Origin of the sequence: Pararhizobium antarcticum (assembly GCF_001885585.1) — a bacterium.
GTDB lineage: Bacteria > Pseudomonadota > Alphaproteobacteria > Rhizobiales > Rhizobiaceae > Pararhizobium > Pararhizobium antarcticum.
On record NZ_LSRP01000108.1, the window covers coordinates 1 to 19839 of the forward strand.

Below are 19839 nucleotides of genomic sequence, written 5' to 3' on the forward strand. Positions count from 1 at the left end.
TCGATCGTCCACATCGCAGCTTCCTTTCGTGATTCGAAAGCACAAAAGGAATCACAACCGCGCACAACCCGCAAACCGAAGTCCGCTAACCGATTCCGCCGATTCTCAAAGTCTCCGGACGGACACTAAGATTTTTATGGCCGTTCTGGCCCTTGTTTTTCTGCAATTTCAGGCCGTTTCTGCAAGTTCTGCCAATCTCATTGCTAATATCAGCCTGTCGTCGCAGACGATGACTGTCTCTCAGAACGGGATCGTCAAGTATCGCTGGAAGGTTTCGACTGCGCGCAAGGGGTATGTCACGCCGAAAGGCAGCTGGAGTGCCAAGTGGCTGTCGAAGAACCATCGGTCGCGCAAGTATGACAACGCGCCGATGCCCTTTGCGGTGTTCTTCAATGGTGGTTATGCCGTGCACGCCACGTTTGACCTGAAGCGTCTGGGCCGCCCGGCGTCCCATGGCTGCGTCCGGCTCCATCCTGACAATGCGGCCCAGTTCTTCGCGATGACGAGCCGCAATGGCCTGAAGAACACCCGGATCGTCGTCACGCGGTGATCCACGCATCCCGCCCGTTTGCCGCGATCCAGCCTGTGGATCGCCCGTAGGGGGGCGGGCATGCCGATCCAGACGCCGTCTGTTGACGCTCCACCGTTCAAAAGTTCCCCTGCAGCCTTCAAGGCCATTGGCTTTTGTTCCGCATTTACCTATAGGTTCGCCAAAACGTGAATTTACAAGAGGTATGCGCGTGACAGCTACATTCGACAAGGTTGCCGACATCATTGCGGAAACGAGCGAGATCGACCGCGAGACGATCACGCCGGAAAGCCACACCATCAACGATCTCGGCATCGACAGCCTGGACTTCCTCGACATCGTCTTTGCGATCGACAAGGAATTCGGCATCAAGATCCCGCTTGAGCAGTGGACGCAGGATGTCAACGAAGGCAAGGTTTCGACGGAGGAATACTTCGTCCTCAAAAATCTCTGCGCCAAGATCGACGAACTGAAAGCCGCCAAGGGCTGAATCGTCTGATTGGCGCTTTACAAAGCGCATCTGCCTGCATTGCGGGCTGACCGATGCCGCCTGTTGCGTGTTCAGCGCTTGACAGGCGGCATCGGCGTTTTTACCTGACCCTAGACACAAACGAGTTTGCCGCCGATGCTGCTTGAATATTTCCAGATGATCGACCGCGTCGAAGCCGTCGACCTCAAGGCCGGGACGCTGGTTGCACGCTCGGTCGTTCCATCGAAGAGCCCGGTCTTTGAAGGGCATTTTCCCGGCTATCCGCTCGTGCCCGGGGTGCTTTTGATCGAGACGATGGCGCAGGCCTCCGGTTTCCTGGTGCTGGCAGCCACCAAGTTTGCGGCTATGCCCTTCCTGATGACTGTGGATGGCGCCAAGATGCGGACTTTTGTCGAGCCGGACGCGGTGCTCGACATCGAGGTGCATCTCGAGCATGACGGTTCCGGGTTTGCCGTTACCAAGGCGAAGATCACGTCCGGTGGCAAAAAGGTCTGCGATGCGCAGCTGAAACTGCGTACCCTGCCGTTCGATCAGCTGCCGCTGGGCGATATCGTGCGCAAGCGTGCCGAAGAGGTGGGGCTGATGGCGGCCATCGCCGCATCCGTGGATGCAGAGGAATGACAATGATGAAATCCGCCAACGACGTCGTCATCACCGGTGTCGGCATCGTCACCAGCCAGGGCGTTGGTGCCCAGCTGCACACCGACCTCGTGACCGCATCGACCTCGCCGGTTGTGCGGGTCGAAACCGAGCGCTTCGCGCCCTATCCGGTGCATCCGCTGCCGGAGATCGACTGGTCGCAGCAGATCACCAAACGTGGCGACCAGCGCCAGATGGAAAACTGGCAGCGCCTCGGCGTGTTCAGCGCCGGTCTTGCGCTGGACGATGCCGGTTTCAAGGATGATCTGGAAGCCTGCGGTTCGATGGACATGATCGTCGCTGCGGGCGGAGGCGAGCGCGACATCAAAGTCGATTCGCTGATTGTCGACGAAGCGCTGAAACGCAATGACCGCGAACAGCTGCTGAACGAGAAGCTGACCACCGAATTGCGCCCGACGCTGTTCCTTGCCCAGCTTTCCAACCTTCTCGCCGGCAACATCTCGATCGTGCACAAGGTGACCGGTTCGTCCCGCACCTTCATGGGCGAGGAGGCCGCCGGTATTTCGGCGATCGAGACCGCTTTTGCCCGCATCAAGGCGGGTCAATCCACCCATACGCTCGTCGGCGGCGCATTTTCGGCCGAGCGGCTGGACATGATCCTGCTGATCGAGGCGGTGCAGGGCCATGTCGTGGGCGATTGGCAGCCGCTGTGGTCGCGAAAGCCGCAGAATGGCGGCGGCATGATCCTCGGATCGGTCGGCGCCTTCCTCGTGCTTGAATCACGCCAACATGCGGAAGCCCGAAACGCCCGTATCTATGCGACAATCGACGCGATCGGCGGCGATCGCGGAAATCGCGCCGATGGCCGGATGGAGGCGCGTCTGGCGCAACTGGCCGCACCCGCCGGCGCAGCCGACCCGCGCTCGACGGTCGTCTTTTCGGGAACGACGGGTTTCCATGACCTCGCAGCCCGCGAAAAAGCCTTCCTCGAAAACCAGCTTCCGGGTGTTGCCGTGCGCGCCTATGGCGGACTCGTCGGTCACGGGCTCGAAGCGCAGTTTCCGCTCGGTCTGGCCTTTGCCGCGCTGTCGTTGGGCGCCGCTGCAAAGGTTCCGCCTTTCGATCCTGCTTGCGAGGCAAGCCTGTCCGAACCGGTGAAAACCGCCATCGTCACCACCGTCGGCCATGCCCGCGGCGAGGGCATCGCCATTCTTTCGGCTGAAGTTTAAGGAGCGGCTGCCATGAGCAATGCCTACAAGGACCATCTCGGCCGCCCGCTGATTGCCGTAACCGGCATGGGTGTCATCACCTCGCTCGGGCAAGGCATCGAGGACAACTGGAAGGCGCTGACGTCAGGCGTGTCCGGCATCCACAAGATCGAGCGTTTCCCGACGGAAGGCCTCAACACGCGGATCAGTGGTACGGTCGATTTCATCGCTGTGCCCGCGCAGAATGCTGTCGAGCGATCCTATGCCTTTGCGCGCGAAACGACGCTGGAGGCCCTGGCGCAGGCCGGCATCAACGGCGATTTCAATGGTCCGCTGTTTCTCGCCGCACCGCCGATCGAGCCGGAATGGAGCGCGCGTTTCGAGCTTGCTGACCGCGCCGGCCCATCGGTACGGCCGGGCGATGCCTATGACCGTTTCCTGGCCGCCATGCGCGAACGTGCCGATCCAGTCTTCCACGAAGCCGTGATGTTCGGTTCGATCTCCGAGCGGCTTGCCGACCGTTTCGGCACGCGCGGGCTTCCGGTGACGCTGTCGACGGCCTGCGCATCCGGCGCAACGGCCATCCAGCTGGGCGTCGAGGCGATCCGGCAGGGCCGGACAGACCGGGCGTTGACGGTTGCGACCGATGGCTCGGTCAGCGCCGAGGCGCTCATCCGCTTTGCGCTGCTTTCGGCGCTTTCCACCCAGAATGATCCGCCGGAGAAGGCCTCGAAACCCTTCACCAAGGATCGCGACGGTTTCGTCATCGCCGAAGGTGCAGCGACGCTGGTGCTCGAATCGCTGGAAGCGGCCATTGCCCGTGGTGCCCGCGTCTACGGTATCCTCAGGGGCTGTGGCGAGAAGGCCGACCTGTTCCACCGCACACGCTCATCGCCCGATGGCGGCCCGGCCATCGCGACGATCCGTGCAGCCTTGGCCGATGCCGGCATCGACGAAAGCGGTATCGGCTACATAAATGCCCATGGCACCTCGACGCCGGAAAATGACAAGATGGAATATCACGCCATGTCGGCCGTCTTCGGTGATGGCCTGCCGCAGATCGCGGTGTCGTCGAACAAGTCGATGATCGGTCACACGCTGACCGCCGCCGGCGCCGTCGAGGCGGTGTTCTCGCTGCAGACGATCCTGACCGGCACGCTGCCGCCGACCATCAATTATCTCAACCCCGACCCGGCGATCGTTCTTGATGTCGTGCCGAACGTGAAGCGCGACAAGCAGGTTTCCGCCGTGTTGTCGAATTCCTTCGGCTTCGGCGGCCAGAATGCCAGCCTTGTCATGGCGGCTGAACCGGCCTAAACCGGCCGCAACCGAGAAGAATGCCGAAAAGGCGAAGGATAGACCATGCGCGCACTGCAACTGCTCGATGACCGCAAGCTCGAAATCACCGAGGTTCCGGAACCGGACGCCCCCGGTCCGGGCGAAGTGACCCTGCGCGTCAAGGCGGTTGCGCTCAATCATATCGACGTCTGGGGCTGGCGCGGCATGGCCTTTGCCAAGCGCAAGATGCCGCTGGTCATCGGTGCGGAAGCCTCCGGCGTCGTCGACCAGATAGGTCCCGGCGTCTCCAGCGTGCTGCCGGGACAACTGGTCTCGGTGTATGGCGCCCGCACCTGTGGCCTCTGCCGGCCGTGCCGGGAAGGCCGCGACAACCTGTGCGAAAACGTCGCCGGTGTGCATGGCTTCCATCTGGATGGCTTTGCGCAGGAAAAGATCAACATTCCCGCCCGTCAGCTGGTGCCGGCGCCTCCCGGCGTCGATGCAGTGGCGGCGGCGCTCGCACCCGTGACCTTCGGGACCGTCGAGCACATGCTGTTCGATAATGCCAAACTTGAGCCCGGTGAGACGATCCTTATCCATGCTGGCGGCTCGGGCATCGGTTCGGCTGCGATCCAGCTTGCCAAGAAGATTGGCTGCACGGTGATCACCACCGTCGGATCCGATGACAAGATCGAGAAGGCAAAGGCGCTTGGCGCCGACCACGTCATCAACTACCGCACCGATCGTTTCGAAGGCGTGGTGCGCAAGCTCACCAAGAAGAAGGGCGTCGATGTCGTTTTCGAACATGTCGGCAAGGATACCTTCGCAGCCTCGATGTTCTGCCTGAAGCGCGGCGGTCGCCTGGTGACCTGTGGCTCGACGTCGGGCGTATCCACTGAAATGAACCTCATGATGCTGTTTCAGCAGCAGTTGAAGCTGATCGGCTCGTTTGGCTGCCGCATGGAAAACATGGCTGATGCCATGCAGAAGATGGCGCGTGGTCTCGTTCATCCCGTTATCGATACCGAAGTCGGTTTCTCCGAGATCGACAAGGCGCTGGAGCGCATGGAATCGCGCCAGGTATTCGGCAAGATCATTCTGAGAGTGGACTGATCGCCGTGCGCATGCTGATCACACGCGTCGTGCTTGCCGCTGACCGCCTGCGGCAATGGCTGATCGCGCAGATGATGTTTGTGCCGCTGGCGGTGCTGAAGCTCTTTCCGGTCGATGCGGCCATGAACTTCATGGAGCGCTTCACCCGATGGATCGGCCCGAAAACCAAGCGTCACAAGCTGACGATGACGAACCTGCGCAACGCGTTTCCGGAAAAGTCGGAAGCCGAGCTGGAAGCGATTGCCCTTGAAAGCTGGGGCAGTATCGGCCGGCTGGCGGCGGAATACGCCTTTCTGGATACGCTTTTCGATTTCGATCCGGAGCGGACGGAGCCGGGCCGCGTCGAAGTCACCGGCATTCCGCTTTTTATCGATCTGCGGGAAAATCCCCGACCGTTCATCGTCTTTACCGCCCATAGCGGCAATTTCGAAATGCTGGCGGTCGCGGGTGCCTCCTTCGGGCTGGATGTTACCGTGTTGTTTCGGCCCCCGAACAATCCCTATATCGCCAAGAAGGTCTTTGACTTCCGCAAGCGCCGCATGGGCAACCTCGTGCCGTCGCATGCCGGTTCCTCCTTCACGCTTGCCCGACAGCTGGAACGCGGCGGCGCGGTCGGCGTGCTGGTCGACCAGAAGTTTCGCCGTGGCCTCAAGACACGCTTCTTCAACAACGAGGTCCAGACCAATCCGCTGGTGGCAAAGCTGGTGCGGCAGTTCGGCTGCGAGGTCTATCCGGCGCGCTGCATCCGGCTGCCGGGTGGTCGTTTCCGCCTTGAGCTGGAGCCGGCGATCGATATTCCGCGCAAGGACGACGGCAGTGTCGATGTCAATGCGACAGCGCAGGTGCTGAACGACAAGGTCGAGAGCTGGGTTCGCGAATATCCCGGCCAGTGGCTCTGGTATCACGATCGCTGGAACATCAAGCGGCAGCTTGCCGACTGAGCCTTGCGCGAATCGGCGTATCTGTTTGGCGCGATCGTCTGTTTGAAGGGCGGATTCGATGCAAAAATCGGTGTTTCGGAGGATGTTCGCGGCGTCCGGCTCAGGACAAGATACGATCGTCGACGTATTTGCGGTGATCCGCATGATAAACCGGTCCCGCAGCGTGTCAGGCCGCCAAACGCTTGTTGTACAAGCGTTCAATGCGTGTCAAACAAGTGTCTAACAATGCAGACTCGACGCGCTTTGACGGATTGTCCCGAAGGACTTTCGACTGCATTCAAGGCGCCGGTGAGCCGGTATTTCCCCCCTCGGTGACGCAGGGCGGACGAACGATTTCGATGCAGTTCCGACCGGATGATCTTGGAGAGTGACGTTGAAAGATTTTATTGCGCTTTTCTGGTTGAAGTATTCCCAGCTGCAGCTTTCCGTCCGCTCCGGTGACGATCTGCTGACCGGCATCCTCGATGCGGAAATCGAGCCGTTGCTGCGTGCGATCTACGAATCCAAGGCCGACAATGTTGCCGATGCCCGGGCGCAATTTCAGTTGCTGATCGATATTCTCAAGAAGGAAGCCGAGGACGTTTCCAGCGTGCTTCGTCACTCGCACATCCTGCAGGCACTGGTCGACCGCTATTTCTCGAATGCCGACGCAGACACCGACGATAAGGTCGTGCAGTGGCGGCCGATGTCAAAGCCGGCTGCCGCCCTGTTCAAGGGCAGGGCGGACGAGGGCTTTCTCAACGAGGCCATTCTCGATTGCCTGCCGGACAGGATCGCGGTGATCACGACGGACTACCGGTACCTGTATACCAATCCCGTCAATGCGGATCGCCTGGAACTGCGCCCCATCGAACTCGTTGGCCGGCATATCGTCGAGTTTGTCGGCATCCAGCGCTTCGAGCAGCGCGTCAGGCCGAACCTCGACAAGTGTTTTGCAGGCGAAACGGTCGACTACACCTTTTCCAAGGAAATGAACGGCCGCACCGTGGTTGTGCGTTGCCGGATGAACCCCTGCCGTTCCGGCACCGGCAAGCTGATCGGGGCCATTCTGGTGCTGCAGGAGATCGCTGACCGGCGGCGCGCTATCGCCGCCTGATGCCGTCGGCTATTTGTCGGACCAGATGGCGAGTTCATAGCCGTCCGGATCGAGAAACTGAAAGCGCCGACCGCCGGGAAATGCAAACACCGGCTGGGTGATTGTTCCACCTGCTGCCTCGACCCTCTTTTGCATGTCGGCAAGATCGTCGGCGTAGAGGATGACAAGCGGTCCGCCAGGGCGGATCGTTCCCATGGTCGTCAGCCCTCCGGTCAAGCGGCCATCGCTGAATTCGCAATATTCCGGACCGTAATCCGTGAAGCGCCAGCCGAAGGCCGCACCGTAAAACAACTTTGACCGTTCGATGTCAGCGACGACAAACTCGATGTTGTCGATCTGCGTGTCGATACCCTTCTGGCCCATGTTATATCCTTCCTCTTCCATTATCGCCTTAAGCGCGGTCAGGTCCTTCAGGACCCATGCCGCATCGGCCTGAAACTGTTCGTCGCTGAGGCCGTCCTGCCGCAGGAGCGTGAACATGACTTCGGCACCTGTCCCATTCGGGACCACGCGCAGCGCATTGTAGACTTCCTGGCCGGACGGCAGCCGGACGGTGTGATCGATGACGCCGAAGGCGTTGGACGGAGCGAACTGGATAAGCACATCACCCAGGACGCCCCGCGCAATCCAGCCGTCGTTGGTCGGTGCAAGTCCCGATGCCAGGCCTGACGCCCAGAGCGGCATGTTTTCCGGTCGGGATGCGAAGGCGTAGACGGTATCAGCCGATCGCTCGATACCGATATGAATGATTCGCGCTTCCATCCGTGGCATTGATTCTCCGTTGTTGCCTTGCTTTTCCGGGCCTGCCCTGGCGATATGGTGCTGCATTTCATGGATCGCCACCCATGGCCGAATGTTCGGCGCAAAGCCTGTCTTTTGCAATCCTGCTTGTTCTCTTCGTTTGCCGTGGGTGCCTGTTTTCAGGTTTCTGGCACGCTGTCGGCGGTCGATAAGACATGCTTGCGATCGGGTTTTTGGACGCCCGAAATCTGCGGCGTTTGTCGAACAATCGCTTGTCGTTACGCGATTTGAATGCCAAAACTCGCTCAACCAAGTCTAACGGAGGCACACACGTGGCACAGGCAGAAATCGGGCTTATCGGGCTCGGCGTTATGGGATCGAATCTGGCGCTCAACATTGCCGAAAAGGGCAACAAGATCGCCGTTTTCAACCGCACGGTCGAGGCGACCCGGAAATTCTATGCCGAAGCCGGCAGCCTTCAGAGCCAGATCGTGCCATGCGAAACGATCGAGGACTTCGTGGCCGCCATCCGGCCGCCGCGTCCGATTATCATCATGATCAAGGCCGGCGATCCCGTCGACCAGCAGATGGAACTGCTCAAGCCCTATCTTGAGAACAACGACATCATGATCGATGCCGGCAATGCGAATTTCCGCGATACGATGCGTCGTTTTGACAACCTCAAGGACAGCGGCCTGACCTTTATCGGTATGGGCGTGTCCGGCGGCGAGGAGGGGGCCCGTCACGGCCCCTCCATCATGGTCGGTGGCAAGGAAGCGTCCTGGAAGCGCGTCGAGAAGGTCTTGACCTCGATCGCCGCAAAATATGATGGCGTGCCCTGCGTCGACTGGCTCGGCGAAAATGGTGCCGGCCACTTCGTCAAGACAATCCACAATGGCATCGAATATGCCGACATGCAGATGATCGCCGAAATCTACGGCATCCTGCGCGACGGTTTGAAGATGAGCGCCACGGAAATCGGCGAAGTCTTCGGCACCTGGAACAAGGGGCGCCTGAACTCCTATCTGATTGAGATCTCCGAAATCGTGCTGAAGGCGGCCGACCCGATCACCGGCAAGCCGATCGTCGATCTCATCCTCGACAAAGCCGGCCAGAAGGGCACCGGCAAATGGTCGGTCATCGAGGCGCAGAACATGGGCGTTCCGGCAACCGGCATCGAAGCCGCTGTTGCAGCACGCAGCATTTCCTCGATGAAGGACGAACGCGTCGCGGCTGAAAAGGTGCTGGGTCTGCCGGCTGTCGCAGACTTCAAGGTCGCCGACAAGGCTGCCTTCCTGGCGGATCTTGAAAGCGCGCTTCTGGCGTCCAAGATTGGCGCCTATGCGCAGGGTTTTGCCGTCCTGTCCGCCGCATCGAAAGAATTTGGCTGGAACTTGCCAATGCCTGTCATCGCCAAGATCTGGCGCGCCGGCTGCATCATCCGCTCGCAGTTCCTCGATGAGATCACCACCGCCTTCACCAAGGATCCGCATGTTGCCAATCTGATCGTCACGCCGGCGTTCGCGACCATGGTCAAGGACAGCGACGGGGCCCTGCGCCGTGTCGTTTCAGCTGCGGTGCTCGGCGGTCTTCCGGTTCCAGCACTTGCCTCAGCGCTTGGCTATTTCGACAGCTACCGTCGCGGCCGCGGCACGGCCAATGTCATCCAGGCACAGCGCGACTTCTTCGGTGCGCATGGTTTCGACCGTACCGACGGCGCCGACGCGCATCATGGCCCCTGGGGCAGCGGTCTGAAAGCCTGATCGGTTTTGGCTGATAAAACAGAAAGGGCCGCCTTGCGCGGCCCTTTTTGTATTTCTGCGGCCGACCACGCGGCGGCTGCTCTCAAGCACCGTCAGTTCTCTGCAACGGGGAAGCTGACGGTCTGCAGTTCCGCCACCGAGCGGCCTTCGATGCGCGCAATCACGGCCTTGGCCAATTCGCGGCCGGCCAGCCGGAAATCTTCCCGCAGCGTGATGACTTCCGGCCGCAGCCATTTCAGGAAGTCGTTCGACTGCTTCGAGACCATATCCACGTCCAGCGCCAGTTTCAGGCCGGCGGCCTCGATGCCGGCAACCAGTGCGACTGCGCCGCCGCCACTGCCGGAGATGATGCCGTCCGGCACGTCCGGTCCGCGCATGACGGTCTCGCAGGCTTCCCGAATATCGGCAAGGCTGGTGTCGAGATCGACCGTGTTGAACGGAACAGCAACGGCACCGAAATCCCGAAGACCACGCTCGAAGCCGGCGCGCATGTGCATGTGGTAGGTGAGGTAGGGTGGCGGATGCAAGAGCATCAACCGGCGGCGTCCACGCTCGACCAGCATACGCACGGCATCATAGGCGAAACGCTCGTTGTCGAAGTCATGATAGGGATGCGGCAAGCCCATTTCGGTCCGGCCATGGGTTCCGAAAGGAAAATTCCGCTCCATCATCAGGGCGACGCGCGCGTCCTTGGGCTCTGTGCGCGAAATGATGACGCCATCGGCAGCACCGGTGTCGAGCACGTAGCGCACAGGGTCGAGCGGGTCACTGCGGGCGCTATAGGGCGTGATCACCAGATGATACTGGGTCGAGGCGAGGATTTCGGAAATGCCGATGACCATCGGACTGGTCAGGCCGATGATCTCTTCCTCGAGGCTGAGGATCAGGCTGATGACATTGGTCTTGCCGGTGCGCAGGCGCACGCCCGCCCGATTGGGATGGTATCCGACCTGGGCCGCGACCAGCCGGACCCGCTCCTTGGTTTCGGCGCCGATATCCGGCGCATCCTTCAACGCCCGCGACACGGTGGTGATGCCGAGGCCGGTCATGAAAGCGATGGTCTTCAGCGTCGGGCGGCTATCGCTCGGGGGTGACGCGGTCACGGGTCTGGTTTTTGCCGTCTCATTCATACCCCGCCACAGCTTTCCCTCTTGAAGCCGCTTCCGGTTCGAAGCGACGGCATTCATTCGTCCTGATGCGGCATCCGCAAACCTGCAAAACATGATCAGGCGTCGTTGCCGCTGGCCTTTATATACATTTTGTTACGGACAGACATCCCGTTTGCGACGACATGCAATTTCAAAATCTGTAACGATACAGTTTCAATGTCGAGCGCTTTTTTATGGTTGTATAATGGATCTCCCCAAACAGTTGAATCGCTCCGGTCAACGTTTGATTTTTGCATCTGCGAGATCAAAATAAATTTTTTCCAAATGATAAATCCAATATAACTGTTTTATTTCAGTTATTTAAAACGCAACTGTCGCAACGCAACATGAGAGAGCGTGTTGCTTCGAATGAGATACATGATACAGCCATAGGGCGAGTAAGAATTTTTATGAGAATTTTTCGTTGTGCCGGTTGCGTCTGGGAAACCTTTGAAATAGGTTTTTACGGCAACGTTACAGTGAGGGAGGAAAACTCATGAAATTGCGGATTTTGGCTGCGGTACTCGCGGCAGGCGTATCCTTTTCGTTCGGTCCGGCCAGCGCCGCTGAATTGGAAGTCACCCATTGGTGGACATCTGGCGGTGAAGCTGCCGCCGTCGCGGAACTGGCAAAGGCATTCGATGCCACCGGCAACAAATGGATCGACGGTGCGATTGCCGGATCCGGTGGCACGGCGCGGCCAATCATGGTCAGCCGCATCACCGGCGGTGACCCGATGGGCGCCACGCAGTTCAACCATGGTCGTCAGGCCGAAGAACTGGCGCAGTCCGGCCTGATGCGCGACCTCACCGATGTCGCCACCCGGGAAAACTGGAAGGACATCATCAAGCCATCGAGCCTGCTCGACAGCTGCACGATCGATGGCAAGATCTATTGCGCCCCGGTCAATATCCACTCCTGGCAGTGGCTGTGGCTCTCGAACGCGGCCTTCAAGACGGCCGGCGTCGATGTTCCCAAGAACTGGGATGAATTCGTCGCCGCCGCACCGGCACTCGAAAAGGCCGGCATCATCCCGCTCGCCGTCGGCGGTCAACCGTGGCAGTCTGCCGGTGCGTTCGACGTGCTGATGGTTGCGATCGCCGGCAAGGACGTTTTCAACAAGGTATTCGGCGACAAGGACGAAGCGGTTGCCGCAGGGCCTGAGATCGCCAAGGTCTTCGGCGCTGCCGACGACGCCCGCAAGATGGCCAAGGGCAGCAATGTCCAGGATTGGAACCAGGCGACCAATCTCGTCATCACCGGCAAGGCCGGCGGCCAGATCATGGGTGACTGGGCGCAGGGCGAATTCCAGCTGGCCGGTCAGACGGCAGGCACCGACTATACCTGCCTTCCGGGTCTCGGCGTCAACGAGATCATCTCCACCGGTGGCGATGCGTTCTATTTCCCCTTGCTGAAGGATGAAGAAAAGTCCAAGGCGCAGGAAGTGCTCGCCTCGACGCTGATCAACCCGACGACTCAGGTTGCATTCAACCTGAAGAAGGGCTCGCTGCCGGTGCGTGGCGACGTCGATCTTGCGGCCGCCAATGACTGCATGAAAAAGGGTCTGGACATTCTTGCCAAGGGCAATGTCATCCAGGGCACCGACCAGCTGTTGTCTGCCGATAGCCAGAAGCAGAAGGAAGATCTGTTCTCCGAGTTCTTCGCCAGCGCGATGACACCCGAAGAGGCGCAGAAGCGCTTCGCTGACATCATCGCTTCGGCTGACTGATCCAGCGCAACCATCTGCCGGGCCGGCTCCGTCTTTCGGAGCCGGCCTGTCCGGCCCGCGCATGAGGCGCGCCGGGCGAAGCCACGGCTGCGGCAAGGTGTTCGGCGTCGTGCTTCCGAGGGGAGGGGCGCCGGGAGAGGGAAAGGTCGCGGGCCGGGTTTCGTGCCGCAGCGCATTTCCAGACAGATCGAGTTTCGGGGGGAGGAACCGCCAATGACAGGCCAAGCGAATGCCGGCCGGCCAAACCAGTTGCTGCGCAATCTCAATTCCAAGATTGCCTCAATTCCGATGATACTGACTGCCGTCGTCATCTTTCTCGGCGGCACGCTCTGGACGGTGTTTTATTCTTTCACCAATTCCAAGCTTCTGCCACGCCTGAACTTCGTGGGGCTGGACCAGTATGAACGCCTGTGGGATGCGCCACGCTGGGTCATTTCGATCCAGAATCTGGCGGTCTACGGTTTCTTCTCGCTGATTTTCAGCCTGGTGATCGGCTTTGTGCTGGCGGCGATGATGGATCAGAAGATCCGCTTCGAAAACGCCTTCCGGACAATCTTCCTTTATCCCTTCGCCTTGTCGTTCATCGTCACCGGCCTTGTCTGGCAGTGGATCCTCAATCCCGAGTTCGGCGTCCAGTCCGTTGTGCGTTCGCTTGGCTGGACAAGCTTTTCCTTTGATCCGCTCTATACGCCCAGCATCGTCATCTACGGTATCCTGATCGCGGCCCTCTGGCAGGGCACGGGCCTCGTCATGTGCCTGATGCTGGCCGGGTTGCGCGGCATCGATGAAGATATCTGGAAGGCGGCCCGTGTCGACGGCATCCCGATGTGGCGGACCTATGTCCAGATCATCATTCCGATGATGCGCCCGGTCTTCATCACGACGCTCGTTATCATCGCCAGCGGCATCGTCCGGGTCTACGACCTGGTGGTCGCCCAGACCAGTGGCGGCCCTGGCATCGCGTCCGAAGTGCCCGCAAAATATGTCTACGACTACATGTTCCAGGCGCAGAACCTGGGTCAGGGTTTTGCCGCCTCGACGATGATGCTGATCACCGTCGCCATCATCATCGTGCCCTGGGCCTATCTGGAATTCGGAGGACGCAAGCGTGGCTGACACTATCGCTCCCAACCCAAACGCCCTCGATCCAAACGCTTCGAGCGCAAGACTGGCTGCCGGCCCGCGTGGCAAGAAGCCCCGCCCGGTTCTCGCGCCGCGCAATATCATGCTCTACGGGGCCCTGATCTTTGCAGCGATCTACTATCTTTTGCCGCTTTACGTCATGGTCGTGACGTCGTTGAAGGGCATGCCGGAAATCCGGCTCGGCAATATCTTCTCGCCGCCGGTCGAAATCACTTTCGAGCCCTGGGTCAAGGCCTGGTCGACAGCCTGCACCGGCCTCAACTGTGACGGTCTTTCGCGTGGTTTCTGGAATTCCGTGCGCATCACCATTCCCTCGACGGTCGTCTCGATCGCGATCGCGTCGGTCAATGGTTATGCGCTCGCCAACTGGCGCTTCAAGGGGGCCGACCTGTTCTTCACCATCCTGATCGTCGGCGCCTTCATTCCCTATCAGGTGATGATCTATCCGATCGTCATCGTGCTGCGGGAACTGGGTCTCTACGGCTCGCTGACCGGGCTGATCATCGTGCACACGATCTTCGGCATGCCGATCCTGACGCTTCTTTTCCGCAACTACTTCACCTCGCTGCCGGAAGAACTGTTCAAGGCGGCGCGCGTCGACGGGGCCGGGTTCTGGATGATCTATTTCAAGATCATGCTGCCGATGGCGCTGCCGATCTTCGTCGTCGCGATGATCCTGCAGATCACCGGCATCTGGAACGACTTCCTGTTCGGCGTGGTCTTCACCCGGCCGGAATATTACCCGATGACCGTGCAGCTCAACAACATCGTCAATTCCGTCCAGGGCGTGAAGGAATACAACGTCAACATGGCGGCGACCATCCTGACGGGCGCCGTACCCCTGTTCGTCTACTTCGTCTCCGGCCGGCTTTTTGTCCGCGGCATCGCCGCCGGCGCAGTGAAAGGGTAATTGCATGACCAGCAACAGTGTATCGGTCAGGGATCTGTCTTTGAGCTTCGGTGCGGTCACCGTGCTCGACAACCTGAATATCGACGTCGCCGATGGCGAATTCCTCGTGCTGCTCGGGTCGTCCGGTTGCGGCAAGTCGACGCTTCTCAACTGCATCGCCGGCCTGCTCGATGTCACCGAAGGGCAGATTTTCATCAAGGAAAAGAACGTCACCTGGGAAGAGCCCAAGGACCGTGGAATCGGCATGGTGTTCCAGTCCTATGCGCTCTATCCGCAGATGACAGTGGCGGGAAACCTGTCCTTCGGTCTCAAGGTTGCCAAGCTGCCGCAGGCCGAGATCGACAAGCGTGTGGCGCGGGCTGCCGAAATCCTGCAGATCCAGCCGCTCTTGAAGCGCAAGCCGTCCGAACTCTCCGGCGGCCAGCGCCAGCGCGTCGCGATCGGCCGTGCCCTTGTGCGGGATGTCGATGTCTTTCTTTTCGACGAACCGCTCTCCAACCTCGACGCTAAACTGCGCTCCGAACTGCGCGTGGAAATCAAGCGCCTGCACCAGTCGTTGAAGAACACGATGATCTACGTCACCCATGACCAGATCGAGGCGCTGACCCTGGCTGACCGCATCGCCGTCATGAAAGGGGGCGTCATCCAGCAGCTGGCCGATCCGATGACGATCTACAACACCCCGGAAAACCTCTTCGTGGCCGGCTTCATCGGCTCGCCATCGATGAATTTCTTCCGTGGCGAGATCGTCGAGCGGGATGGCCGCAAGGTCGTGTCGGTGAACGGTGTTGACCTTTCGGTCGACAGCTACAAGGCGCGTGGCCCGATCGAGACCGGCAGCCAGGTCGTGCTTGGTGTCCGTCCGGAGCATGTGCAGGTCGACGAGGCATCTACCGGCACCGACGTCCATGATGCCGTCGTCGACATCGAGGAACCGATGGGCGCCGATAACCTGCTCTGGCTGAAACTTGCGGGACAGACCATGTCGGTGCGCATCGCCGGCGCCCGCCGCTATGCGCCGGGCACGCCGGTGCGCCTGTCCTTCGATATGGGGCTGGCATCGATCTTCGATGCGACGACGGAAAACAGACTTTAAGCCACAGGGTTTGAAACACCACACGTCTCTTCCGCTCCGGCGGAAGAGACAAATGCGGCGACGTTGCAGCGGCGACGTTGCAAGAGCTGATCTGGATATGAACGCATGACCCATCCGAGCTTGAACCAGGATATCGATCTTTCCGGCGATTGGCTGCTCGCCACCAGCGACAACAGCCATGCCCTGACCATGGGCATTCCCGGTGACGTGCACAGCGCGCTGCAGACGGCTGGCGTGATTGCGGACCCCTATGCCGGGCGCAATGAAGACGATGTGCAATGGGTGGCCAACAAGGACTGGGTGCTCGAGCGCACGTTCCAGATGGATGCCGACGATCTGGGCGGCGACTGGTATCTCGATATTGAAAGCCTCGATACCGTCGCGTCGGTTTTCGTCAACGATCAATGCGTCCTGAAGGCCGAAAACTGCTTTCTGCGGCATCGGCCGGATGTCGGGTTTGCCCTGCGCGAAGGCGAGAACGGCCTGCGCATCGTGCTGCATTCCTCGATTGCGGCCGGTGCTGCGGCGCAGGCAGATCAGCCCTTTTACATTCCCTATTCGACCGGCAATTCGCCGATCGCTAACGGCAACATGCTGCGCAAGCCGCAATGCCATTTTGGCTGGGACTGGAACATCGCCATTGCGCCGCTCGGTGTCTATGGCACGATCGCGCTGAAAAGGCTCGACGCCGCGCGGATCGAACATGTCACCACCCGCCAGATTGCCCAGGCGAATGGCGCAGTCGACCTTGAGGTGACTGTGAGCCTGTTTGCGGCCGAGCCAGGGATCGCCGCGGTGCATTTTGGCCTCGACGACCAGCGCGAGCGGCTCGACTGTGCCGTCAATACCGGCGAAACGCTTTTGACCCACGTCTTCAGCGTCGAGACCCCGAAACTCTGGTGGCCGGCTGGCAGCGGTGAACAGGCACTCTCGCTCTTGACCGTCGAAGTCTCAGGGCAGAGCGTGACGCGGCAGATCGGCTTTCGCACGGTCGAGCTTCTGACGGACGCCGATGACGCCGGCAGCCGGTTTGCCTTCCGGGTCAATGGCCGCGAGATCTTCTGCCGCGGCGCGAACTGGATCCCCGCCGATGCGCTGATGTCGCGCGTCAGCCGGGAAGGGGTCGAGGACCTGCTTCAATCCGCCGTTGACGCCAATATGAACATGATCCGCATCTGGGGCGGCGGTTTCTACGAGCCGGACTGGTTCTACGATCTGTGCGATCGCCTCGGCCTGATGGTCTGGCAGGATTTCATGTTCGCCTGCAATCTCTATCCCTCGACGCCGGGCTTTCTCGAAAACGTTGCGGCGGAAGTCGACTATCAGGTCAAGCGCCTGTCGTCGCACCCGTCGATCGCGCTCTGGTGCGGCGACAACGAACTGGTCGGCGCGCTGACCTGGTTTCCGGAAAGCCGCAAGGACCGCGACCGCTATCTGGTCTCCTATGATCGTCTCAACCGCACGATCGAGACCGCAATGCAAAGGGCGGCACCGGATGCCATTTGGTGGCCGTCCAGCCCGTCCGTCGGCCTATTGAATTTCGGTGATGCCTGGCATGCCGATGGTGCCGGCGACATGCACTACTGGTCGGTCTGGCATGAGAACAAGTCGTTCGACAACTACCGCAGCGTGCGCCCGCGCTTCTGCTCGGAGTTTGGCTTCCAGTCCTATACGTCGATGCCGATCGTTCGGCAGTTCGCCGAACAAAAGGACCTGAACGTCGCTTCGCCGGTGATGGAGGCGCACCAGAAGAATGCCGGCGGCAACGAGCGTATCGCTGCCACCATGTTTCGCTATTTCCGCTTTCCAAAGGATTTTGCCAACTTCGTCTATCTCAGCCAGATCCAGCAGGGGCTGGCGATCCGCACCGCCGTCGATTTCTGGCGGTCGCTGAAACCGCACTGCATGGGCACGCTTTACTGGCAACTCAACGACACCTGGCCCGTCGCCTCCTGGGCCAGCCTCGATTATGGCGGCAACTGGAAGGCCATGCACTACATGACGCGGCGCTTCTTCCAGCCGGTCAATATCGCCGCCATCCCCACCGAAGACGACGCTGACGTCGCCTTTTCCATGGTCAACGATACGGCCGAGCCGGTGACCCTCACGCTGCAGACCTTTCTTGTGTCTCTCGCTGGCGAGCGGCAGCCGTTTGTCGCTGCCGCCGGCACCTGCGGGCCGGACCGCGCCGCGACGCTCGTCACGATTTCCGCATCGGAGATCCCGAAAGACAGCCTGCTGTTCTGGTCATTCGAGGCCTCGAACGGCATGGCGGGCGAGGGGCATCACATGACCGCAACCTACAAGGCGCTCGATCTGCAGCCCTCCGGCCTTTCGCTGCAGGCGTTGGCAACGGGCGATGGCAGCTACGACGTTACCGTCTCGGCGCGAGGGCTGGCTCTGCATGTGATGATCGAGGCGGATGTCGAGGGGCGCTATTCCGACAATGCATTCGATCTGACGGCCGGGGGCGACCGCGTGATCCGGTTCACGCCGAAAGTGCCGCTTGCGGCCGGGGCGGAGCCGGTTTTCACCGGTTATGATCTCCAGTCCTGCCAGGGCAACGGGTGAGGAAACAAAGATGAACCGCAGTCAGGTCAACGAGATCATCGCCCGCAGCGACGCGTTCATGCGCAGCCACGGCTTTGTCCTGCCGCCTTTTGCCTATTGGTCGCCGGAAGAGCTCAAGGCGCATGTCGCTTCGGATGCCCCTGCAATCTTCACGGCCCGGCTTGGCTGGGACATCACCGATTATGGCAAGGGCAGGTTCGATGAACTGGGCCTCGTTCTGTTCACGCTGCGCAACGGCACGCTTGATGCGTTGCGCTCCGGGCAGGGCGTTTCCTATGCGGAAAAGCTGATGATCACCGCCAAGGACCAGGTCAATCCGCTGCATCGGCATGCGGTGAAAACCGAGGACATCATCAATCGCGGCGGCGGCACGCTTGTGCTGCAGATGTACAATGCACGTGATGACGGCACCGTCGATGAAGACAGCGATGTGATTGTCGCCACCGATGCGCGGCGGCGCGTGCTCAAGGCCGGCGCGCGTCTGGCGCTAGCGCCCGGGGAAAGCGTCACGCTGCTGCCCGGCAACTGGCACGCCTTCTGGGCCGAAGGGGCGGATGTGCTGATGGGCGAAGTCTCGACCGTCAACGACGATCTCACGGACAATTATTTCCGCGAGCCGGTCGGCCGTTTTTCCACCATCCATGAAGATACCATCCCGAGCCATCTGCTGGTTTCGGACTATTACACCTGGCTTGGCCAGATCCACGAGGAGAAAATTCCATGAAGACCGTCAGTTTCCAGCTCTACAGCGCCCGCAATTTCCCGCCGCTTTCCGACGTGTTGAAGACCGTTGCTGCGGCCGGCTACAAACAGGTCGAAGGTTATGGCGCGCTCTATGCAGCCCTCGACGATGCCGCCATCGAGGCTCTGAAGCAGGACCTCGACAGCAATGGACTGACGATGCCATCGGCCCATTTCGGCCTCGACATGCTCGAATCGGATCCCGTGCGCGTGCTGCAGATAGCTGGCGTGCTGGGCATCCGGGCGATCTATTGCCCCTACCTCCTGCCGGACCAGCGCCCCACCGATGCCGCGGGCTGGAAGGCTTTTGGCGAGCGGCTGCAGGCCGCCGGCAAGCCCTATCGCGACGCAGGCCTCGATTTCGGCTGGCACAATCATGACTTCGAATTCCACGCGCTTGCGGATGGTTCGCTGCCGCAGGATCACATCTTTGCCGGCGGTCCCGACTTGTCCTGGGAAGCGGACATCGCCTGGGTCATCCGCGGCGGGGCCGATCCCTTCGCCTGGGTCGAGAAATATGGCAGCCGCATTACCTCGGTGCATGTCAAGGACATCGCTGTGGCGGGCGAGAACACCGACCAGGACGGTTGGGCCGATGTCGGTCATGGCACCGTCGACTGGGCGAAACTGTTCAAGGTGCTTTCATCGACACCGGTCAAATATTACGTCGTCGAACATGACAATCCGAAGGATTTCAAGGTGACGGCCGAGCGCTCGATCGCCTCGATCCAGTCCTACTGAA

At 60.4% G+C, this 19839-nt stretch carries 18 protein-coding genes and 1 pseudogene; 16 read left to right on the forward strand and 3 right to left on the reverse strand.

What is annotated here, in order from left to right; all coding sequences use genetic code 11:
• Positions 1–136 precede the first annotated feature (136 nt).
• The 8 genes from AX760_RS19405 to AX760_RS19440 all read left to right on the forward strand — a co-directional run bounded on the left by AX760_RS19405 (position 137) and on the right by AX760_RS19440 (position 7255).
• Positions 137–550 (forward strand): L,D-transpeptidase, encoded by a 414-nt coding sequence (locus AX760_RS19405; protein WP_071834655.1) that lies wholly within the window; start codon positions 137–139, stop codon positions 548–550.
• A gap of 184 nt (positions 551–734) precedes the next feature.
• On the forward strand, positions 735–1019 hold the full coding sequence (locus AX760_RS19410; protein ID WP_087149307.1) for an acyl carrier protein: 285 nt from the start codon (positions 735–737) through the stop codon (positions 1017–1019).
• A gap of 135 nt (positions 1020–1154) precedes the next feature.
• On the forward strand, positions 1155–1640 hold the full coding sequence (locus tag AX760_RS19415; protein ID WP_071834656.1) for a 3-hydroxyacyl-ACP dehydratase FabZ family protein: 486 nt from the start codon (positions 1155–1157) through the stop codon (positions 1638–1640).
• A gap of 2 nt (positions 1641–1642) precedes the next feature.
• Entirely contained in the window at positions 1643–2848 is a 1206-nt protein-coding gene (locus AX760_RS19420) for a beta-ketoacyl-ACP synthase (RefSeq protein WP_071834657.1), read from the forward strand.
• A gap of 12 nt (positions 2849–2860) precedes the next feature.
• The gene (locus AX760_RS19425; protein ID WP_071834658.1) at positions 2861–4144 is read left to right on the forward strand and encodes a beta-ketoacyl-ACP synthase; all 1284 of its coding nucleotides are present in this window, start codon (positions 2861–2863) and stop codon (positions 4142–4144) included.
• Between the two features lie 45 nt (positions 4145–4189).
• A complete protein-coding gene (locus AX760_RS19430) occupies positions 4190–5218 on the forward strand; it encodes a zinc-binding dehydrogenase (RefSeq protein ID WP_071834659.1) in 1029 nt (342 codons plus the stop codon).
• Between the two features lie 11 nt (positions 5219–5229).
• Positions 5230–6159 (forward strand): lipid A biosynthesis lauroyl acyltransferase, encoded by a 930-nt coding sequence (locus tag AX760_RS19435; RefSeq protein ID WP_071834660.1) that lies wholly within the window; start codon positions 5230–5232, stop codon positions 6157–6159.
• Between the two features lie 367 nt (positions 6160–6526).
• Positions 6527–7255 carry a PAS domain-containing protein gene (locus AX760_RS19440; protein ID WP_245295063.1) on the forward strand — a complete coding sequence of 243 codons (729 nt, stop codon included), beginning with the start codon at positions 6527–6529 and terminating at the stop codon, positions 7253–7255.
• Positions 7256–7264: 9 nt separating this feature from the next.
• Here the strand turns inward: AX760_RS19440 and AX760_RS19445 are convergent, their stop codons facing one another.
• Both AX760_RS19445 and AX760_RS26320 read right to left on the reverse strand, forming a co-directional pair.
• Positions 7265–7618: a VOC family protein gene (locus AX760_RS19445; RefSeq protein WP_071834678.1), complete on the reverse strand. Its 354-nt coding sequence runs from the start codon at positions 7616–7618 to the stop codon at positions 7265–7267.
• 15 nt (positions 7619–7633) lie between these two features.
• Positions 7634–8026: pseudogene (locus AX760_RS26320) on the reverse strand (SRPBCC family protein); the annotation flags it as partial.
• A 302-nt stretch (positions 8027–8328) separates the two neighbouring features.
• Between AX760_RS26320 and gndA the strand changes: the two are divergent.
• Positions 8329–9759 (forward strand): NADP-dependent phosphogluconate dehydrogenase, encoded by a 1431-nt coding sequence (gene gndA, locus AX760_RS19450; protein ID WP_071834662.1) that lies wholly within the window; start codon positions 8329–8331, stop codon positions 9757–9759.
• Positions 9760–9851: 92 nt separating this feature from the next.
• Here gndA and AX760_RS19455 read toward each other — a convergent pair whose 3' ends face one another.
• Positions 9852–10889: a LacI family transcriptional regulator gene (locus AX760_RS19455; protein WP_071834663.1), complete on the reverse strand. Its 1038-nt coding sequence runs from the start codon at positions 10887–10889 to the stop codon at positions 9852–9854.
• Between the two features lie 514 nt (positions 10890–11403).
• Here AX760_RS19455 and AX760_RS19465 point away from each other — a divergent pair.
• The 7 genes from AX760_RS19465 (at position 11404) to AX760_RS19495 (ending at position 19838) form a co-directional block, all read left to right on the forward strand.
• Positions 11404–12636 (forward strand): ABC transporter substrate-binding protein, encoded by a 1233-nt coding sequence (locus AX760_RS19465; protein WP_071834665.1) that lies wholly within the window; start codon positions 11404–11406, stop codon positions 12634–12636.
• A 213-nt stretch (positions 12637–12849) separates the two neighbouring features.
• Positions 12850–13752, forward strand: coding sequence for a carbohydrate ABC transporter permease (locus AX760_RS19470; protein ID WP_071834666.1), 903 nt, complete (start codon positions 12850–12852; stop codon positions 13750–13752).
• A 4-nt stretch (positions 13753–13756) separates the two neighbouring features.
• Complete coding sequence (locus AX760_RS19475) at positions 13757–14689, forward strand: carbohydrate ABC transporter permease (RefSeq protein ID WP_087149308.1); 933 nt, start codon at positions 13757–13759, stop codon at positions 14687–14689.
• A 4-nt stretch (positions 14690–14693) separates the two neighbouring features.
• Positions 14694–15785 (forward strand): ABC transporter ATP-binding protein, encoded by a 1092-nt coding sequence (locus tag AX760_RS19480; protein WP_071834668.1) that lies wholly within the window; start codon positions 14694–14696, stop codon positions 15783–15785.
• A 105-nt stretch (positions 15786–15890) separates the two neighbouring features.
• Positions 15891–18356, forward strand: coding sequence for a beta-mannosidase (locus AX760_RS19485; protein ID WP_071834669.1), 2466 nt, complete (start codon positions 15891–15893; stop codon positions 18354–18356).
• A gap of 10 nt (positions 18357–18366) precedes the next feature.
• Positions 18367–19080 (forward strand): D-lyxose/D-mannose family sugar isomerase, encoded by a 714-nt coding sequence (locus AX760_RS19490; protein ID WP_071834670.1) that lies wholly within the window; start codon positions 18367–18369, stop codon positions 19078–19080.
• Positions 19077–19838 (forward strand): sugar phosphate isomerase/epimerase family protein, encoded by a 762-nt coding sequence (locus AX760_RS19495; protein WP_071834671.1) that lies wholly within the window; start codon positions 19077–19079, stop codon positions 19836–19838. Before AX760_RS19490 ends, AX760_RS19495 begins: the two co-directional genes overlap by 4 nt.
• The last annotated feature ends 1 nt before the right edge of the window (position 19839 follow it).